The organism is Bradyrhizobium sp. Leaf396, from assembly GCF_001424605.1.
Classification (GTDB): domain Bacteria; phylum Pseudomonadota; class Alphaproteobacteria; order Rhizobiales; family Xanthobacteraceae; genus Bradyrhizobium; species Bradyrhizobium japonicum_C.
Genome location: NZ_LMQJ01000013.1, coordinates 89,663 through 106,835 on the forward strand (window position 1 = coordinate 89,663; position 17,173 = coordinate 106,835).

Below are 17,173 nucleotides of genomic sequence, written 5' to 3' on the forward strand. Positions count from 1 at the left end.
CGATCGTGGTACTGCCGGGTTAATTCCGATTGCGGTCGTCATCCCTTCAGCTCCGGCGGTTCCAGCATTGGAACCTAGATCAGGTCGAGGCGGTGCAGTCAGAATGTATTTACTTAGTGGGTCGCAGGAGTATTGTGGCATCAAATAACAGATTGTGGCGTGCCAAGATGGCCCGCGTGCGGCAACCGAGCTAGTTTACCGAAGCTGTGGTTGATTTGATCAACCTCACGATGGGTGTTTTGCTCTTCACGTCACCGTGGCTATTTGGGTTCAGCTCGGCTTTCGGCTGGCACACGTCCTGGATGGCGGGTGCCGCGATAACTATTCTAGCGATGTTTTCAATCGCCGATCTCTTCGAAGCCGTTCCCATGCCCGAAATCTTTGAAGAGGAAGAATGGATCATCCTGACTATTGGCCTGTGGATCGCGATCTGCCCGTGGATCCTCGGCTTCCATGGGGACGTCAGCGCGAGTAATGTGCACTTTGCCATTGGGCTAATCATTGCTGGCCTCGCGGCTGTGGAGCTATGGTCGCTGCGCCACACCCCGCATTCAAAGGTGTGAACCTCCAACGGTTCGACCGGCTCGGCCACCTCATATGCATGGCTTAAAGCGGCGGGTGCTGCATCTGTCTGTTATCTTTAGCCTGAAGGCACCGCGCGGCCTGACGTGTCAACGGGCCGGCCGGTCCACAATTCAGGCAGCTTTGTCATCCTGCCCACTGCCACTCCCAAGGCTCCATCCTATGCGGCCCTTCGCCGATTGAGGGCGAAGCCAATAGCTACAGCCGCCGTCATGAGTACCTGCGCCGCGATCGTTTGCATGGTTGGGAATAGACCAACCAACGAGATGCGTGGCACCGAGCGTAGCGGCGCGATGCTGACGATGCCGGCCTCCTGCAGGGCGGCGATACCCTTGCCGGCCAGCACGACCGTCAGAACCGCCATGAGCCACGAACTGTAACTGAAGAACTTGCCGACTGGCAGCCGGCGGCTATAGCGCAGCATGGCCCACGCGATGACCGCCAGCGCCGCGCACGCGCTCAGTGCTCCGGCGAGTACCGTAGCGCCGTTTCCCTGGCTCCACAGCGCCGCGTAGAAGAGGATCGTCTCGAACACTTCTCGATAGACGACGATGAAAGCAAGCCCAAACAGCAACCAGGCCGAACTGCCGGACAACGCCTTCGCCATCTTTTCGCGAATGTAGCGCTGCCATTGGTCGGCTTGTGCCTTGCCGTGCATCCAGATGCCAACCGAGAGCAGGACGACAGCGGCGAAGACCGACCCGAACCCCTCCGTCAGCTCCCGGCTCGCGCCGCTGATCCCGATCACCCAGGTCGCGACGACCCAGGTCACGAAGCCGGCGACGAGCGCACCCACCCAACCCGCATGGACGTAGGGCATGACCTCCGTCCGTTCGGCCTTGCGGAGGAAGGCGATCATCGCAACCACGATCAGCAGCGCTTCCAGTCCCTCGCGCAGCAGGATCGTCGCCGCCCCGAGAAACGTTGACAGGCCGCTCGCGGCGTCCGGGGAAAGCGATGCCTCCGCATCGTCAAAAAGTTCGTCGAGGACCTGCACGCGATCGGCGAGCGCATCGGCATTTTCTCCGCTCTGGATAGCGGCGCGGTAGTCGCCCATCGCGCCCTCGATCCGCTCCATAAGCGTACGATCACGCGCGCCCAGCGTCGGTTCGACCGTCTCGAATCCATCGAGATAGGCAGACAAGGCCAGTTCGCCCGCATGCTGGCGGTCTCCCGCACGATAGGCGGCAAGGCTCTCGGTCAGGCGGCTGCGCACCAGGGACAGCGATCCGGCCTGCTGCTGCGTGATCGCCTCGGGATGACGACGCAAATAAACCATGAGAGCGTCGGCCTTGTCCTGTCCGATCTTGCTCGCGAGCGCTGCGGGCGTCGTGCCGACAAGCGTCTTCAGATCGGGAACGAGCCGGCGAAGCGAGGCGTCCTGCTTCCACAGCCGCTCGCCTTCGGCCACAGCGGGATCGGGGAAGGCGAAATGACCGGCGTAGAACGCCAAAGCCCAACGATCATCGGTCGGAAGACCCTCGAAGCTCGGCATCGCGGCTCCGTCGAGACCTTGGGTAATCACCTGGTAGAGCGCGAACACGCTGCGCTGGCGAGCGCGCTCGGCGTCCGTGAACGCGATGGGCGGCGTATCAAGCTTGACGGCATCTGGTCCATGGCCGTCCCCGGCCTCGCCATGGCAGGCGGCGCAGTTCTGGCCGAATAACGTCGCACCGCGTGTGAAGTCCGGAACCTTGTTCGGCGCCAGCGGCACTGGGTAGGCCGCCAGCAACGCCGCCGCCAGGCCGCGCGCTATACCTGCGACTTGCTCGGCATCAGCCTTGTCTGCGATGGCGCGCTGCAGGCGGGCGGCCTCCGTCGCAAGCGCTTGCCGTTCCGGCTTCGGCGGGAGCGCACGGACCTTTGCGGCAATCGTCGCCGCGAACTCGTTCTGCTCGGCATATTCGGAAGGACTTGAGACCGACCCATGCGACACGGCGCCGGCGTAATCCACCGCGATGTAATCCAACAGTCGCCACGTGGTTTCGACATCGCTCGTCGTGGCCCTCGCTGCGCCGCAGAACACCAGAGCGACCAGCATGGCAATCACTGCGAGACGCGACAGTAAAGATAGCAGACTCACGGAATGCCAAGTTGAAGGTTGGATCCGACGATGGTCTACCGCCTGTTTCGGGTCGGCGCAATTTGAGGCGTTCTAATTCCGCTCTAGGTCAACTTCTTTTGAGGCTAGTCCGCCCGCTTTCTCAAGCGGTAACGCGCTCGCCGCCAACGGCACCAGGCGCGAGCCGTGGCGGCGACGACAGCCAGTCTCACACCACTATAACTATACTTGGGATGGTCGCTTTGTTCGACTATCTTCCCTCCCGATTAGGCGGTCGATCTGCGCGATGATGACGTCCGTCAGCGACGCACGCACATGGTTCGCGTGCAGAGTGGACATGCTTTGTGCTCTGTCCTTAAGGAGAGAACAATGCTGTTCCAAATAGGTGACTATGTGGCGGGCGCGGTGATCGGCATGGCAACCGCGCTGCTCGTTCGCCTTGTGATCTGGCCTGGAACGGACATGGTGGTCGCAATGCTGCTCGGGATGGGCCTTGGCACGATCGTCTCGCTGCTCCTGAGCTACTTGCTCGCGCCGATGCTTGGTATTGTTGAGACTATGGTGCCGGGATCACTGACAGGGATGTGATGTATGGTGGCATGTTATTCGCAATGCGCGACTCGATGGCCGCTGGCTCGCGCACGACAAGCGCCGCAATCGTCGTCGGAGCATTTTTTGGAATTGTAGTGACCGCCGCCATAAAGCTCTATAGTTATGCGTTGCGAGGAACAGTGATGGAGGCCAGGGACTGACGGAACCTGCCATGGATGTTCAAACGCAGGAGAAATGGGATCGCGCCAGCCGGACCTACGACTTCTTTGGCGCGGTCGACAACAAGCGTCTCGGGTTGGAAAAGCAAAGGCTGCTTGCCAAGGCGCAGGGCAAGACGCTGCATGTCGCGGCCGGAACCGGCAACGATTTCAAGTTCTTTCCGCCTGGCATGCACATCGTCTCGATCGACATCAGCCCCAAGATGCTAGCGCGGGCCAAAATCAAAGCTGCGACCTACAACGGGACAATCGAGCTTCGTGAAGCTGACGTTCACAGCCTCGATTATCCGGACTCGACTTTCGACACCGTCGCCACAGTTTTTACGTTCTGTTCAGTACCTCAGCCGATCACGGGTTTGCGGGAGCTTTACCGCGTTCTGAAATCGGGCGGGCGAATTTTGATGCTCGAACACGTCCGCAGCACGGCCATTGGCCCGCTCGGCATCATGATGGACCTCATGTCGCAACTGACGCGACGGTTCGGGCCGGAGCTCAATCGGGATACCGTCGCGAATGTGCAAAGGGCAGGCTTCCGACTGCGTCGCGTTGAAAACATTTACCCCGACATCGTGAGAAGCATCGAGGCTGTAAAGGATTAGTCCGCGAGTTCGTCACCGCGAGTTGACCAGATGGGGTTGTCTGCTTGTCAGTCAAGGCTTCACTTGTGCCGCCTCGTCGACCGCTCGGCGTTGATCGCCAAGGCCAAAGAACTCGTGCGGTGCAAAGCCGAGAGCGCGCGCGAACAGCACGACCGGAAATTGCTGGATCATACTGTTATATCTCTGCACCATGGCATTGAATGAGCGGCGCGCTGCGGCAAGCCTGTTTTCTATTTTGGTCAGGTCGCTCTGGAGTTGCTGGAAATTGCTGTTCGCCTTGAGGCTCGGATAAGCCTCCGCCAACGCGAACAATTGGCGCAACGCACCGCCCAACATGGATTCGGCCTCTGCCCCTGTCGCTGAGTCCTGTGCCGCCACCGCGGCGTTCCTCGCCTGCACCACCGCGTCGAGCGTGTCACGCTCATGGCTGGCATAGCCCTTCACGGTCTCAACGAGATTCGGGATAAGGTCGTGGCGTTGCCTGAGCTGCACATCGATGTCGGCGAAAGCCTGATTGCACTGCTGTCGCATCGCAACGAGCCGATTGTAGCTCACAAACCCGAACAGCACGATGACCACGACGACGGCGAGAATAATCCATGCGGAAATGGACATGCGTACGGCTCCCGAGCTGGTGTCGTTCCGTAGCGTAGCGCGGACGCGGCGGGAGTCTATCCTCACTGCTGAGTTCTTGGTGACATAGAAAGCGTGTATAGCTCCCCACCCTGCGATGCACAGGACGAGGATAGCGACGATCAGGGCGTTCAACGTGATTGCCTGATCACCGCTCGGCAACTAGCTCAGTTTGCGCCCGCGGGCGTAAACCGCCTAACCATCAGGAGTACGAAATCGTAGAAAGTCGTAGTTTGGCGGGGGAAATCGTGGCGCGGCGTAGCGGGGGGCTCGAACCCCCACCTTAGGAGTTTGATTCCAGTGCTTCGAGCGATTCGTCGCGACGGCCGTATGAGCTCTGCGGGCCTATAGTTGCTGAGAAAGCGCGAGCCGATGATTCTGCCTAAATGACGGATTGACCGCTCGCGGCGCTATGACTTGATGCCGAGTAGAAGATGATCGAATGTGTGAGCCCGCGCATTCAACGCTCACGCTCTTGCATTCTCATGCGTTCGCCACTCTGACTTTCAGCGACCATTTCCCCGCCGCGGCCTGCTTGATGACGCTCTCGAACAGGCTCCATGACTGTCGCCCGCGCAAACGAATGCCCCTTCTCGAGGTGCTGAGCGATGCGCTCCTTGGCGAAGGCCATAATGCTCTGGCGAGCATTCTCGTCGTTCGGCAGAGCGCGTTCGACAAGCTTGTTGATGACGACAATCTGGGATTGGGCCGCGAGCAGGTCAGAATCATGCGCGGCCGCCGTTCGGTCTGCACGGCGTTCCTCCACCGTCACCTTCCACATGTTGCGCCACATCTGGCGCCGTTCAATGCCAGCGGCTCCTGTGGCGGCGTCTATGGACTTGATCGACCTGATGATGGGTGCGACGCCATCCCTTCGCAGAGAGATGCGGTCGCCAGGCCTGGCGCCACTGTCTGCGACATCAGTTACAACGCCGACGCCCCACACCTGATGTCGCCGACCATCATCCAGTTCGATGGCTACATAGGTGGACGGCTCCGCGTCGGCGCGGTTGCGATACGGGCCAAAACCGACCTCCATCAGACGCCCGGAAACGCCCTTGTCGTAATCGAGCCTATCCCCTAGAGATGACTTGCCGGAGTCCGAGCGAGTCTTTACGTCGTTGGTCCGGGCGTGGGCTCGATCCCATGCCGTTCGTCGGTCAGCAAGCGCCTGACGATCAAGCTCGTTTGGCTGATAGCCCTGCACCTCTATTCCGCGCGCGCTAGCCTCGAGCCACGCCTCCCGCCGGAACTCTACTGAGCCACGGACGTGAACTGCCTCCCACTGGCGATGCTGTGCCACGCTGACCATGTCCCGGATCACTTCCGCGGCTGCTATGCGGGTAACCAAGCGATCATCAGTGGCCTTGAACGCGAGGTACTCTTTCCGCTCATCGGCATAGAGCCGCGCATCAGAACCATCCTTTTCGGATTCACTGGCCACTACGTAATATTTCCGCCGGATACGGTCCGGAAATGCACTATCTGTTACCTCCGGGGATGAAGGCTTCTTGGGGGCTGTTGCTATCTCGTCTTCCCCCTTTTCTCGGGCGGAAACGCGCCCCGCGCGACGTTGCCGCTCCAGGCTGAATTCCTCGCTCGCGTCATGCCTGTCGTTCATGCTGCTCACTCGTCTGCTTGCGGCCTGTCCGCCGCGCCGGCGGAATGACCTGAGCGTCGATGTATTTCAGGGTCCAGGCTTTGAGGTCGTCTTCGGATAGGCCTTCGAGATCGACATCCACGTCCCCGAAATCGAAACTAGCCTCGGCAGGAATCGTGGAGGGATCAGCCACCTCCTCGTCGGTCATTGGCCGTTTTCGGAATACTGCTCGTAGCTCGGCAATCTCAGAGCGCAGCTCCTTGAGTTCAGCGTCCAGCAGCGCATTTGAACGCCCCTTGGGCAGTTCTGGGACGGGCGCCGGCAGCAATCGCTCCAGAAAAGACTTGTCTTCGTAATAGATGATCTTGTCGGCGATGATTGGCGGAATGCCGGTGCCGAGAATGAAGGCCTTGGATTTCGGAAGAAGCTTGAGCTCTTGCGGCAGCATCAGGGCGCGACGATGCTCGGAAACGGTCTCGCTGATCGCGCGCATCGCCAGCCCTTTTGGTCCGCTGCGGCTGCGGGCGTTCACAGTCTCGTAGCCGATGCGCTCCGAGAGCTCATTCGCTACGTCCTGCTCCTTCGGGGCAAACACGACCTCCACGGCGTGGTTGGTCATGAAGTTGCGCGCAGCATCGACCCCGTAGATCGCGCGGAGCTGCGCCGGGCTCTGGACCACCGTGAGAAGACGGATGCCGTACCCGGCGACGAAGGCAACCGATTTTGCCAATACATTCACATTGCCCAACGCCGGAAATTCGTCGAGCAAGAGCAGGAGTTTGCGAGCCAGTTTGGGGTTTTGTTCGGGTAACTCCCGGGTGTTGAGATCGACCACCTGCTGGAAAAACAGGTTCAATAGCGGCGCCATGCGGTCAAGATTATCAGGCGTGACCCCGAGATAGATCGACATGGGCTGCTGCCTCAGCTGCCGCAGATCGAAATCATTGCTCGAGGTTGCGGCATCGATGCGAGGATTGAGCCAGAGGCCGAGCCGTGCCGTTACGGTCTTGCGGACCGAGTTCAACGTGTTCTCGGAGGCTGCGAGGAAGTCGTTCAGCGCCGTGATGCAGTGCCGGGACAGCGGGGAAGGACCGGCCTTGCGGTCGGCGATGATCTTGTCGAAGTGGGCTTTGAGATTCTGGGTTGCCGAGAGCTGGCGCAGGATCTCGCCGATCGTCAATGGTAAGCCCGGCGTTTCCGCGACGTAGCCGCCGATCGCCACAAAGGATGAACGAGCTGCCTCGAACCAGAAGGGATCACCGCGGCTTTCAGCTGGAAACAGCATCACTGCAATGCGCTGCAGATCGTCGTAGAGATCGGCGGGGTCGCTGCGCACATAGCCCAGGGGATTGTAACGTGCGGTGCGACCGGTCTCGTCGAGTGGGTCGAACAGATGGACTTCCTGCCCGTGGGCGGCGCGAAAGCCTGCCGAACGATCCCAGTTCTCTTTCTTGACGTCGAGGGCAACAACCGAATCCGGCCAATTGAGCAGGTTTGGAATAACATAGCCGACACCCTTCCCGGCGCGCGTCGGGGCATAAAGGAGGACGTGTTCCGATCCGCCGAAACAAAGCATTTTTCCATCTTTTCGGCCGAGCAGTAGGCCTTCTTTGGATCGCAGGCCGGCGGCCCCGATCTCGCGCTCGGAGGCGAAACGGGCCTTGCCGTGAAGTGGAGGCGGCCGGTGCCGGAGGACGGCGCCGAGCAGGCCAAAGACCACGATCAGGCCGGCGAGGGTCGACAGCGTCAGCCAACGGTCGAAGCGCGGGTCCTCCCCGTAACGGGGCCAGCCTGTGGCGATCTCCGACCAGTGAAAGCCGCCATCGTGAAGTCTAAGCCCAAGCAGCAGAACGTTCGAGGCGACCAACAGAAAGACTGCGGCGGCCCCGAGCGCGAGCGCCGTGCCCTGGGCCGCCTTAACGGGCGTGGTCGCGTTTGCGAACGGGGTCATAGTAGATTTCCGATATACGATAACGTCCGTTCCGCTTCTGCATCTGGACGACGACATCGACCAGGTGCAGCAAGAGGGAGCGGATATCGTCGCGGTGGAGGTCCCGTCCCTCCGCGCTCTCTTTGACCAGCAGTGTCATCTGTTCGAAGGCAAGGCGGGCGCTGTCCGCGTGAACGGTCGTGATCGATCCCGGGTGCCCCGAATTCACGTTCCTGAGATAGAAGAAGGCGGTGCCGTCGCGCAGCTCTTGCAGCAAGATGCGGTCGGGCCGCATCCGCAAGGACGATTCCAGCAGTTCGCGCGGGCCGATCTTGGCTACTCCCTGCCCATCCTTAGCATAGAGCAGCCGGACGCAATTCTGATGCGGGATAACCAACTCGGCGGTGTCTTCGATGGTGATCAGCCGCTCATGCGCCGGGATCGCGGCAATCAGTGCCTTGGACAGAGTGGTCTTGCCGGAACCCGTCGCCCCCGAGATCAGGATATTGCGGCGGGTGCGAACCGCAAGCTCAAGGAACTCCCGCCATTGGCCGGCCTCTTTCAGGGCGAGCAGTCGATGCTCGTCAGCGTCCAGCTCGTCACTGGCGGAGCGGACCTCATCGAACAGTCTTACCCGCTCCAGAGCGTCCAGGTTCATCGTCAGCGTTGACGGTTTGCGGATCGTGAGGCTGATCATGCCACCAGGGACGGCGGGTGGCACAACGATCTGACAGCGCTCCTCGCCGATTAGGCTGGTCGAGAGCACCGGATATTCCGGCCCGATGTCCTGGCGGGTGTGACTTGCGGCTGCGGTTGCAAGATGAGAGAGGTAAGTTTGCGTAAGGGCTTCCGATTGATGCCGGGTCCAACCGTCAGGCCCTTCCACGAAGATCTCGCCGGGACGGTTGACGACAATTTCGGTCAGGGTGTCGTCCGTGAGGTAAGGAGCCAGCGGCTCGAGATAGCGCGCCAGCACCAGACGCCCGCCATCATGTCCGATGGATGCGACCTGACTCATTTTGTCACCGTAGCCGGCCCGACGATGCCTCCGGGGAGGGTGCGGTCGAGAATCTGGGTGCGGCTTTCGATCCGCTTGAGTTGGTAGACCGACGAGAAATCGAGGTCGCGCGCGACAAAGATATTGACCAGCTCGCCCTGATTCTTACTCAGCGTTGGCGGGATGTTGATGGACTGCTCGACGGCGATGCCGGCGGCCGTGTTGGTCGCGCCAGCCGTGTTGTTGATCTGGATCGAGCCGTCTTGCAGCTGCTGGCGTCCGATCGAAGAGGCATCGCCGACGATTGACAACAACAGCGCCGAGCCGAAGCGCTCCCAGAAGTGCGTGTCGATGTCGCCGTCGAACCCCGCGCGGCCGAGCGCATCTGTGGCGGGTGAGGCCAGCGCCACGATGACACCCGTCGGCGTCTTGGCGCGAGCCCATAGCACGAACATCCGCTTGGAGCCGCGCCGGACATTGCCCCGATATTCGCCGACCACTTGTGTGCCCTTTTCCATGAGCACAACGTTGCCCGAATCGGACATCACGTCGCGCAGCACGACACAGGAGACGAAGCCGGCCACATCCGACGACATCGCGGTCTCCAGCACGCAAGGGATCGACGTGCCCTGGGTGACCAGAAGATTGCGATTGGGAAGCCGCGCTGCACGGACGCCTTCGATCGGAGTAGGTTTCAGCTTGTCTGCAAGCTCATTGCGTGGCTCGGCCCGTCCAAAATCATAGGGATCAACGGGGACACCTGCACTCGGGACGTCACGGGCCGAACGTCCCGATGCGACCGGCCGATTGTAGGCCAGCACCGGCGCGCGCCGCGCGCTTTCGAGCATCTGGTCGGGAGCCGGCGCCGGGGCCGCCGGCGTGGCTGAGATAGGTGCGACCGGAATGGATGCCGTGGTGATGGGCGCGGCAGGCGCTTCCGCGGCCGGCTCGAACGCCGCCGCCTGGCGGATCATGAGCTTGCGGGCGGACTCGCTGACCGGCTTATCGCTTTTCCAGGTTCCCCAGATAATCAGGAAGGCGAATGCGGTGAGCGCGAGCGCGCCGAAGCCGCGCTTGAGCATCGCCGTTCGACCATTGTCCCCTCCTCCCACCGGAGTAATTCCGCGTTCGCCGGCAAGCGTCTCATGTTCAAGCTCGGTCATGTTGCACCCGCCTCATCGCGCCTTAAGGGTTGGAGATGACCTCTTCGCCCGCCGCTCGACTGAGGGGCTCGTGGTGTTGGTGCCGGGATTGACGCCGACAGCATCGAAGGCTTCGTTGAAGATGCAGAGCACGGTCTCGCCCTTGCGCAGCCGAAACTCGCGAGCCGTGGCGTGGACCACCACGAGCTCGCCGCGAACATCCTTAGGCACCAGACTTTCAGAGCCGTCCGAGTTAATCAGGTAGATCGCCGGGATCTCGCGATTGCCAGCGAAGCGGAAGGTCGTCTCTTTGCCGTCGTCGAAGACGGCTTCGGGTTCGAGGTCGATCGAGCCCTGGGCCGAAAATCGCCAATTGCGCGCACCATAGGCATGATGCAGGTCAAACGTCTGATCGATCAGTGCGCCTTCCCGCTCGGCGCCCCGGGCAGCCGCTTCGACGCGCCGGCGCTCGATCTCGTCGCCGGGATAGGCAAAGCGGACGACGAAGTAGCTGTCCGCGAGCGTCGTCTCGGCGATCGACAACTCGAACTGATAGGAACGCTTTCGCCCGTCGGCCCGGGTGGTGACGACCTGCAGATTGGTCGATGGATGTTTTTCGCGCGGCTTGAGGAAGAGAATCGAACCCGCGGGCGCGACCTCCCATGCGATGGCGTCGCCGATGGCAACATGCGCAATCTCCTCGTCATCGGCAAAGACCACCTGGGTAGAGGCGCGAATGACGCCGTTGAGGCGGACCACATTGGCTGGATCATAGGTCACGGTGCGTACGCGCGCATCGTGTTGGCCCGGCGTCGGCTGTTGCAGGGCCAGCACGGGTCCGGCAAGTCCGAGAGCTAAAGTCATCAAAATCGCGAAACGTTTCATGGCACGACCTCCGGATCGGCGCGATACTCCGAAACCAGAAAGCCGAGCGGATTGATCAGACGGTCGGCGGACGACATCGGTGCGTTGGCGTAAGAGAAGGTCAGGGTCGAGACCCAGTGAGTAATGTGGGTTTCCTCGCCCTTGCGGGTCTCTTTCATGAACCGAACAGACGCCACATTGTCGGCTAGGAGAGAGATCGCTTTGATCCGGACCGTGGCAACGCCAAAGCGGCCCTGAACGACCTGCGGACTTTCGGGATTGGAGCCGCGGTACCAGGCTGCGAAGCGGGCTTGTTCGCCCTGCCCCGAAAGCAACGAAATCGTCCTAAAATTGGCTTCCGCCTCCGGATAGCTGTAGCCTTCCCGAGCGCGAACGTAGCGCCCAAGGAAATATTTGGTGACGGCCTCGTCGTAGCGCGCCGGGTTCGAGTTAAGGGCGGAGACGGTGTCGACAATGCCGGTCGCATTGTCGACCCGGATGACGAACGGCTCGACCGTTTTCAGCGGCGCTAGCGCTGCGACCGCACCCACTGAGGCCACCGCCAAGGCGCAGGCGCCAGCGGCAACCACCCACGCTGTTCGCCGCGAGCGATGGGCCGAGAGTAACAGGTCCTGTTCCCATCGCCGCGCATTGTCGAAATAGCTTTTCAGGTCATCATGCCCGACCATCTCACGCCTCCTTGCCACAGGCGCGGTAAGAGGCCGCAATATCGGCTGAATGGCTGGACGCGGCGAGATGGGTCGAAGGTGCTGACGGACTGCCTTCGCCCTTCCGGATGATAGGTGCGGACGGCGAAGCTTGCGGTTCCGGCGTCGCCGGTGGTGCGCCGGCCTCCCAATCCCACAGCGAGCGATTGAGCGGCCGCCGAGCCAGGCCATCACAAGAGGGCGGCCCCTTTGACCAGTTCGCGCAGCCCCCAAGCTGCCATGCAATGACGCAAATGATGAATAGTCGACGCCACATCGTTCTGATGCCCCTGTTTTATCTGTCGCCTCTTCTGGCGACCTTTTTTGCTTAGGCCGCCGTCGCGCCGCGCGATTGAGCGCGCCGCATGCTGCCGCCTTGACGGCTGGCTCTGAGTGCAGCGAGGCCGCGGCCGGCCGACCACCGGGCGCCGGCATAGGCACCTCCGGCGGCGGCCGTGGCATTGGCGATCATTGGGCTCGTGACCAGTCGGCTTGCCAGAGACGCCCCTCCCCCGGCAAGACCGCCCGCGATGGTCGGCAATTGAAGTGAGATGTATCCTGACAGACCCAGCACTGCGCTGATGGCGACCGCGGCCACCACCATCTCACCCGCCGTCCCGGCGTTGGCCGCGAACCTGTCGATGAAGCCGCTGACAGTAGTCAGCATCAAGCCGACCAGAGCGACCACCAGGACCAGCAGGATCACGAAGTTCGCGAGCTGCCGAAGCCAGGCTTCTGTAAACGGGCGGGTTGCCTCAAATAGGCCCAGTGCGATGAAGAGCGGGCCGAGCGCGATGACGACGCCAAGACCTACTTTGGCGTAGAGCAGGATAGCAAACTGCAAGAAAGAACCGACTGCTACAAAAACGAGAAGAATGCCCGCAATCAGTGCCGGCGCCACGTCGGTTATTCCTGCTTGATCGTAGATCTTATTAGCGACGTCGATCCCTTTGGAGAGAAGTTGATCGAAGGGAGCCCCGGAACTGGTATTCAGCCCGGAGCCCGCCAGCGCATTGCCGATCTCCTTTGGCAAGGAATCGAAGAACAGGGTGGTGACGTATTGCTGAAAAGCGCTCGAATTCGTTGCCAGCAGCACGACGACCACGATCCGCATCGCCCGCCAGGCGAATTCCATAATTGGTTCGGAGATCGCGCCGCGCATCACGGCAAAACCATAGAGAACAACATAGAGCATTACGGCGGTGCGAAGTGGTCCGTCGATGTAGGTGGCGAGGTTCGAGACCGAGGTCGACACGAATGCCGTGATCGGTTGCTCAAACTCCTTCAGGAAACTGTCGAAGACGTTTACAGCCATCGTGGCGGTCCTTACTTCAGGGCGTCCTTCATCTCTTTGACGAAGGCCTTCTTGCGGGCTTCATTGGCGTTGATGCAGTCGGGAGTGTTCCTGCGCTCGCCCGGATTATCGCGGCACGCCTTGAGAGCTATCGCAAGCTCATCCCGATGATCCAAGAACCAGCCGACAGTTTTTGCTTCTTGACCTTTGTTGACGTCGTTGCAGCCCGCAAGGGTCGCGGCGACGGTGAGGAGAACAATGGCAAGGCTCGTCTTCATTGCAGGGCCGCCCTCATTTCATCGACCAGTTGTCGCCGTCTCTCCCGCTCTCGTTGAGCATCCATGTCCATGCGGGCCTGTTGGATCATCGCCAGACCCTGCATTCGGAGCACGTCGTTCTGCAGCAGCGCCTGTTCGGCCTGCAGCCGCGCGGATAAATCGAGGATCTCCTTGGCGTCGCTCGCCGAGCTGATGCGAGCCCTGAGTTCCTCAAGCGCATCGATGCGCTGCGAGGCCGTGTCGTACACCGCCTGGCCCATGGAGTGCTTCGCGCCCGCCTGCCGGGCGATCCGGTCGAGCTCGCTTTGGTAGTACGAGTTTCCGCTGTTGCCGGCATACGCGCGGTTCTGCGAAAGATAGTGGTCGATGGCGTCGGCAAAATTTCCGCCGCCCTGCCCCGTGACGAGCCGTTCGATGTCCGAGAACTGCTGGGGCAGAACCTTCCGAAACTGTGGTGTGTTCAAGAGCGCGCCGATGTCGTTGGCGTTGGTTCGCTTGTTGAAGCTGTCATAAAGCTGCTTGGCTTGGCTCAATTGATCCTGTGCGACCTTGAGCTGTGATGTCAGGGTATCGACCTGCTTTTTCAGCTCCGTCAGTTGCTCAAACTGCCGGGCATAGACGCTTGGGTCGAACACGATCTCCGCCCCGGCCGGTGAGGCCGTCAGCAGGGTGACAACGGACAGGCAGGCGAGAGCCGTCGGCCTACGTTGGACCATCATTGCGTTTTCCTTCGCTCACCGTGAAATACCGGCAGCCATCGCGCGGGGTCGTCGCCGACCTGCTTGCGAATGCGATCAAGCAGCTCGACCGTTTCGGTACGCCCCGACAAGACGGCAAGCGCGTCGTCGAAGCCGCCGAGGTCGAGTTCCGCCACCACTGAGTTGTGCCCCTGTTTGACCAGAAAGCGCCGGCTTTCGGGTGCGAGCTCCTCCTTGATCAGGCGGAATTCCGTGTCGGTCAGATGGAAGCCGTCGACATAGTCCGCGCGTGTTCCCCGCGCATTCGGCAGGAAGATCTGGGTCGGGCATTGTTCGACAATGGTATGCGCGATCGGCGAGGCGAGCGCGTCGCGTGGCGACTGCGTGCCGAACACCATGACGCCGTTCTGCTTGCGGATGGTTTTCAGCTTGTTGTTGGCGAGATCACGAAATGCCTCGTCTCCAAGGGCCTTCCAGAACTCGTCGATGTCGATGATCAGGCGCCGGCCGTCGATCAGCCGCTCCACGCGATGGAACAGATACATCATCAGCGGCGTGCGCACCGTGGGATGATCCAGGAGATCGGTCATGTCGAAACCAATGAACCGGGCGTCGAGGCCGATGGCGTCGTGATCGCCATCGAGCACCCAGCCGAAGGGAGCGCCGCGGCACCATCGCTCGAGCCGCGCACCAATGCCCTCGCGGTCCTGCTGTCCGAGAAAAGCCCGCAGTGTCCCGAACGATCGCTCCGACTGGCGCAATTGACCGAGCGCGCGCAGTCCGGAATCGATCCTTTCCTCCTCGATCACCGTCAGCGGGCGATCGTCCGGGGTGACGAGTTTTCGGATCAGTTCGCCCAGGAAGGAAAGATTCGCTGGCGTCAGCTCCAGCGCCTTGAGTGGCGCGCAACCGGTCGGGGTACCATTGTGGAGTGTCAGATAGGTGCCACCGGCGGCGCGCACGAAAATCTCGGCGCCACGGTCCTTGTCGAAGAAAACGTAGGACGCACCTAACCGCTCCGCCTGAGACAGCAGAAAATTCTGCACGACGGTTTTGCCGGATCCTGAGGGACCGCAGATGAAGGTGTTGCCGAGGTCGCCGTAATGAAAGGAGAAGTAAAAGGGTGAGCCGGATGCGGTCTTGAGCATCGCTACCGCCGGTCCCCAATGGTTCCCCGCTGGCTGCCCGGTCGGATAGGTGTGGAACGGCGAGAACGCCGCGAAATTCCGCGAGTTGATCGCGCCAGTGCGTGCCCGGTATTTGAATAGGCCAGGAAGCTGCGCCCAATAGGCGGCTTCAAGTCCAAGATCTTCTCGTGCGATCACAGCACCCGCATCGGCCAGTGCGCGACGTGCCACGCTCATATGATCCTGCAGCTGCAACGGCGTATCTGCGTAGACCAAGAGCGAGAGGTGATGGTCTCCAAGCACGAACCGGTTGGATTCGAGATCGTCGAGCGCGTCAGAGAGCTCGTCGATCTGTGAGGCGGCCGGATCCTGGGCCGAGACCAGCTGGTTCTGCTTGCGCGTCAGCACCGTCTTGGCGTCCGCCTTCGCCAAAAACGCGAATGATTGCGTGACGATGAGCTCAAACGGCGCCGACAGCAGCGCGTTCAATAGGCCGGGCCGGGTGGATGCCGGATACTCCTTGAGGCCGAACATGCCAGCGAATCGCGATCCACCGGCCCCGCGGATCTCGAGGGCTTCGCGGCCGAAGATGACGCGATTCGAATAGAGCGCAGGACCGATCGGCCCTTGCGGCAATGGCATCGACATCCATTCCCCGGAGGCGAGCGCGTGGAGCAGCTCCATCGGTTCTGAGAAGGTGATGCCGTCGCGCTCAAACAAGCCGACCGCGCGGGCTCCGTAACGATCGAGTGCCGCAACGATATCTCGCGTAGCATCGTCAAGCCGCTTCAGGGCCGCGCTGTCGACCTCGGCGGAGTTCCCTACGCTTCGGCCAACCCGCCGAAAGAACGCGGCCGCCGTATCCGTCGCCGTGCGGCCGGGGTGACAAACCAGGGTCAGATACAGATCGTTGCGAAATAGCGCTTCCTTGCAAAGTCGTTGGCGATATTGTGCGTCAAGTGCCGTCGCAAAGGTCGACCGGAAGGCGCCGTCGGGATAGACCGATGTCCGGCGGCGCACCAGGTGGCTCCAGAGGGCGAGTTGCGGATCTGCAACGTTGCGCAGGGTCAGATTCAGCTTAGCATGCAGATCGTTCAGATCCGACGTCTCGGCAGTCTCGAACGAGGTGCCGTCAATCCGGATCACAGTCAGCAGGGCTCGGGTTGTAAGACCGATCGCTGTGTCGGTGACATGCCGGCCGAACGGCAGGTAGACGTTGGGCTCGATCTCCCGGGTTTTAAGCGCCCTATTGCGCATAACCGACGTCCCTTGTTCGATATCGCCGAACGAGCTTGAGTGGCGTGCAGGACGAGCCGCCCCAGAAGGCGGCGTTGCGCGCGCGCCCACGGGTTTCGATCCAGGCGATTAGAATCCGGAACATGTTAGGGTCGTGTCGGCAGATGATGCGACAGAGACCATGGATCGGAATCGCAACGAAGCCGTAGACGATGCTCCCGGCCACTAGGAAGAGGATGCAGGAGAACATCACGTTGAGAGCCATGGCCTCCATCGTGACGCCGGCAACCATGGCGGGACGCGTACAGGCGAGGAACAAGGTGTCCTCCGTGAGACGCGCGGCCTCGACCATCAATGACCCCCAGTCAAGGTCGAGACCACCTCGGAGGCGCCGAACGTGATGGCGACGCCCAGCACGACATAGGCGGCCTTGCGCAGATCGAGATAGCCGAACATCCAGGCGATACCGACGATGATGACCGCCAGCGTCGCCAGCAGCCGAGCGACGTTGCCGGTCAGCATGTTGACGATGTTCTGCAGCACGCCTTCGATGTTCGCGGTCTGCGCCAGCGCCGGCTCAACCAACGCGATGCTGAGAACGGCCCCCATGCAAAGCAGGGCAGCGGAGTGTTTAAGAGGAGAAGTCATGGCAGC

17 protein-coding genes are annotated in these 17,173 nt (G+C 61.3%); 3 read left to right on the top strand and 14 right to left on the bottom strand.

Annotated features, from left to right (window positions below; all coding sequences use genetic code 11):
* The first annotated feature begins 206 nt into the window (after positions 1-206).
* Positions 207-563 (top strand): SPW repeat protein, encoded by a 357-nt coding sequence (locus ASG57_RS15515; protein ID WP_230646668.1) that lies wholly within the window; start codon positions 207-209, stop codon positions 561-563.
* A gap of 179 nt (positions 564-742) precedes the next feature.
* On the opposite strand, the gene ASG57_RS15520 is transcribed toward ASG57_RS15515, so the two are convergent.
* Positions 743-2,623, bottom strand: coding sequence for a cytochrome c/FTR1 family iron permease (locus ASG57_RS15520; RefSeq protein ID WP_057196750.1), 1,881 nt, complete (start codon positions 2,621-2,623; stop codon positions 743-745).
* A gap of 390 nt (positions 2,624-3,013) precedes the next feature.
* Here ASG57_RS15520 and ASG57_RS38710 point away from each other — a divergent pair, with 390 nt between their 5' ends.
* Both ASG57_RS38710 and ASG57_RS15530 read left to right on the top strand, forming a co-directional pair.
* Positions 3,014-3,232: a hypothetical protein gene (locus ASG57_RS38710; protein ID WP_200948563.1), complete on the top strand. Its 219-nt coding sequence runs from the start codon at positions 3,014-3,016 to the stop codon at positions 3,230-3,232.
* A 175-nt stretch (positions 3,233-3,407) separates the two neighbouring features.
* The gene (locus tag ASG57_RS15530) at positions 3,408-4,013 is read left to right on the top strand and encodes a class I SAM-dependent methyltransferase (RefSeq protein WP_057196751.1); all 606 of its coding nucleotides are present in this window, start codon (positions 3,408-3,410) and stop codon (positions 4,011-4,013) included.
* 51 nt (positions 4,014-4,064) lie between these two features.
* On the opposite strand, the gene ASG57_RS15535 is transcribed toward ASG57_RS15530, so the two are convergent.
* The 13 genes from ASG57_RS15535 to ASG57_RS15595 form a co-directional block, all read right to left on the bottom strand.
* Complete coding sequence (locus ASG57_RS15535; RefSeq protein ID WP_057196785.1) at positions 4,065-4,628, bottom strand: LemA family protein; 564 nt, start codon at positions 4,626-4,628, stop codon at positions 4,065-4,067.
* A gap of 478 nt (positions 4,629-5,106) precedes the next feature.
* Positions 5,107-6,267, bottom strand: coding sequence for an LPD7 domain-containing protein (locus ASG57_RS15540; protein WP_057196752.1), 1,161 nt, complete (start codon positions 6,265-6,267; stop codon positions 5,107-5,109).
* Positions 6,251-8,197 carry a type IV secretory system conjugative DNA transfer family protein gene (locus tag ASG57_RS15545; RefSeq protein ID WP_057196753.1) on the bottom strand — a complete coding sequence of 649 codons (1,947 nt, stop codon included), beginning with the start codon at positions 8,195-8,197 and terminating at the stop codon, positions 6,251-6,253. The genes ASG57_RS15540 and ASG57_RS15545 overlap by 17 nt, the downstream gene beginning before the upstream one ends.
* Positions 8,163-9,194, bottom strand: a complete 1,032-nt coding sequence (gene virB11 / locus ASG57_RS15550) for a P-type DNA transfer ATPase VirB11 (RefSeq protein ID WP_057196754.1) — start codon at positions 9,192-9,194, stop codon at positions 8,163-8,165. Before virB11 ends, ASG57_RS15545 begins: the two co-directional genes overlap by 35 nt.
* Positions 9,191-10,336 carry a type IV secretion system protein VirB10 gene (gene virB10, locus ASG57_RS15555; protein ID WP_057196755.1) on the bottom strand — a complete coding sequence of 382 codons (1,146 nt, stop codon included), beginning with the start codon at positions 10,334-10,336 and terminating at the stop codon, positions 9,191-9,193. The genes virB11 and virB10 overlap by 4 nt, the downstream gene beginning before the upstream one ends.
* Positions 10,337-10,348: 12 nt before the next feature.
* Positions 10,349-11,200 (bottom strand): P-type conjugative transfer protein VirB9, encoded by an 852-nt coding sequence (virB9, locus tag ASG57_RS15560; protein WP_057196756.1) that lies wholly within the window; start codon positions 11,198-11,200, stop codon positions 10,349-10,351.
* Positions 11,197-11,868, bottom strand: a complete 672-nt coding sequence (locus ASG57_RS15565) for a VirB8 family type IV secretion system protein (RefSeq protein ID WP_057196757.1) — start codon at positions 11,866-11,868, stop codon at positions 11,197-11,199. The genes virB9 and ASG57_RS15565 overlap by 4 nt, the downstream gene beginning before the upstream one ends.
* 346 nt (positions 11,869-12,214) lie before the next feature.
* The gene (locus ASG57_RS15570; RefSeq protein WP_057196758.1) at positions 12,215-13,201 is read right to left on the bottom strand and encodes a TrbL/VirB6 family protein; all 987 of its coding nucleotides are present in this window, start codon (positions 13,199-13,201) and stop codon (positions 12,215-12,217) included.
* A gap of 11 nt (positions 13,202-13,212) precedes the next feature.
* Positions 13,213-13,458: an EexN family lipoprotein gene (locus tag ASG57_RS15575; RefSeq protein WP_057196759.1), complete on the bottom strand. Its 246-nt coding sequence runs from the start codon at positions 13,456-13,458 to the stop codon at positions 13,213-13,215.
* Positions 13,455-14,177: a P-type DNA transfer protein VirB5 gene (gene virB5 / locus ASG57_RS15580; protein ID WP_057196760.1), complete on the bottom strand. Its 723-nt coding sequence runs from the start codon at positions 14,175-14,177 to the stop codon at positions 13,455-13,457. Before virB5 ends, ASG57_RS15575 begins: the two co-directional genes overlap by 4 nt.
* Positions 14,174-16,540: a VirB4 family type IV secretion/conjugal transfer ATPase gene (locus ASG57_RS15585; protein ID WP_057196761.1), complete on the bottom strand. Its 2,367-nt coding sequence runs from the start codon at positions 16,538-16,540 to the stop codon at positions 14,174-14,176. The genes virB5 and ASG57_RS15585 overlap by 4 nt, the downstream gene beginning before the upstream one ends.
* Entirely contained in the window at positions 16,530-16,871 is a 342-nt protein-coding gene (locus ASG57_RS15590; RefSeq protein ID WP_057196762.1) for a VirB3 family type IV secretion system protein, read from the bottom strand. The genes ASG57_RS15585 and ASG57_RS15590 overlap by 11 nt, the downstream gene beginning before the upstream one ends.
* A complete protein-coding gene (locus ASG57_RS15595; protein WP_036029551.1) occupies positions 16,871-17,167 on the bottom strand; it encodes a TrbC/VirB2 family protein in 297 nt (98 codons plus the stop codon). The genes ASG57_RS15590 and ASG57_RS15595 overlap by 1 nt, the downstream gene beginning before the upstream one ends.
* Positions 17,168-17,173 lie beyond the last annotated feature (6 nt).

What these genes read in the sequence shown, in the direction of transcription:
- ASG57_RS15520 (WP_057196750.1), bottom strand. Translation starts at nt 2,623, where the DNA reads ATGCTGGTCGCTCTGGTGTTCTGCGGCGCAGCGAGGGCCACGACGAGC.
- ASG57_RS38710 (WP_200948563.1), top strand. Translation starts at nt 3,014, where the DNA reads ATGCTGTTCCAAATAGGTGACTATGTGGCGGGCGCGGTGATCGGCATG.
- ASG57_RS15530 (WP_057196751.1), top strand. Translation starts at nt 3,408, where the DNA reads ATGGATGTTCAAACGCAGGAGAAATGGGATCGCGCCAGCCGGACCTAC.
- ASG57_RS15535 (WP_057196785.1), bottom strand. Translation starts at nt 4,628, where the DNA reads ATGTCCATTTCCGCATGGATTATTCTCGCCGTCGTCGTGGTCATCGTG.
- ASG57_RS15540 (WP_057196752.1), bottom strand. Translation starts at nt 6,267, where the DNA reads ATGAACGACAGGCATGACGCGAGCGAGGAATTCAGCCTGGAGCGGCAA.
- ASG57_RS15545 (WP_057196753.1), bottom strand. Translation starts at nt 8,197, where the DNA reads ATGACCCCGTTCGCAAACGCGACCACGCCCGTTAAGGCGGCCCAGGGC.
- virB11 (WP_057196754.1), bottom strand. Translation starts at nt 9,194, where the DNA reads ATGAGTCAGGTCGCATCCATCGGACATGATGGCGGGCGTCTGGTGCTG.
- virB10 (WP_057196755.1), bottom strand. Translation starts at nt 10,336, where the DNA reads ATGACCGAGCTTGAACATGAGACGCTTGCCGGCGAACGCGGAATTACT.
- virB9 (WP_057196756.1), bottom strand. Translation starts at nt 11,200, where the DNA reads ATGAAACGTTTCGCGATTTTGATGACTTTAGCTCTCGGACTTGCCGGA.
- ASG57_RS15565 (WP_057196757.1), bottom strand. Translation starts at nt 11,868, where the DNA reads ATGGTCGGGCATGATGACCTGAAAAGCTATTTCGACAATGCGCGGCGA.
- ASG57_RS15570 (WP_057196758.1), bottom strand. Translation starts at nt 13,201, where the DNA reads ATGGCTGTAAACGTCTTCGACAGTTTCCTGAAGGAGTTTGAGCAACCG.
- ASG57_RS15575 (WP_057196759.1), bottom strand. Translation starts at nt 13,458, where the DNA reads ATGAAGACGAGCCTTGCCATTGTTCTCCTCACCGTCGCCGCGACCCTT.
- virB5 (WP_057196760.1), bottom strand. Translation starts at nt 14,177, where the DNA reads ATGATGGTCCAACGTAGGCCGACGGCTCTCGCCTGCCTGTCCGTTGTC.
- ASG57_RS15585 (WP_057196761.1), bottom strand. Translation starts at nt 16,540, where the DNA reads ATGCGCAATAGGGCGCTTAAAACCCGGGAGATCGAGCCCAACGTCTAC.
- ASG57_RS15590 (WP_057196762.1), bottom strand. Translation starts at nt 16,871, where the DNA reads ATGGTCGAGGCCGCGCGTCTCACGGAGGACACCTTGTTCCTCGCCTGT.
- ASG57_RS15595 (WP_036029551.1), bottom strand. Translation starts at nt 17,167, where the DNA reads ATGACTTCTCCTCTTAAACACTCCGCTGCCCTGCTTTGCATGGGGGCC.